The sequence below is a fragment of the Streptomyces sp. P17 genome, assembly GCF_032436805.1.
In the GTDB taxonomy this organism is placed as follows: domain Bacteria; phylum Actinomycetota; class Actinomycetes; order Streptomycetales; family Streptomycetaceae; genus Streptomyces.
This window is the reverse complement of the sequence record NZ_JAVRBF010001562.1, coordinates 1-231: the sequence shown is the minus strand read 5'-3', so window position 1 is coordinate 231 and position 231 is coordinate 1. Positions and strand designations below refer to the sequence as shown.

Below are 231 nucleotides of genomic sequence, written 5' to 3'. Positions count from 1 at the left end.
CCGTAGGTTTTTGTCATGGAGCGCAGGACGAGGAGGTCGTCCATATCGCTTCCAATAAGGGACTGGGACTCATCGGTAGCGTCCATGAAGGCCTCGTCCACGACGAGGATCCTTCCGGGGCGGCGCAGAGCCAGCAGGTCGGTAGCCGGGTGCAGTCTGCCAGTGGGATTCGTCGGGTTCCCGACGACGACGAGGTCGGCATCGTCGGGGACGAGGTCCGGGTCGAGGGCG

1 protein-coding gene is annotated in these 231 nt (G+C 64.5%); it reads right to left on the bottom strand.

The features are described 5' to 3' along the window. A partial coding sequence (locus RMT89_RS45685) for an aminotransferase class I/II-fold pyridoxal phosphate-dependent enzyme (protein WP_315889643.1) occupies positions 1-231 on the bottom strand: 231 nt, incomplete at both ends.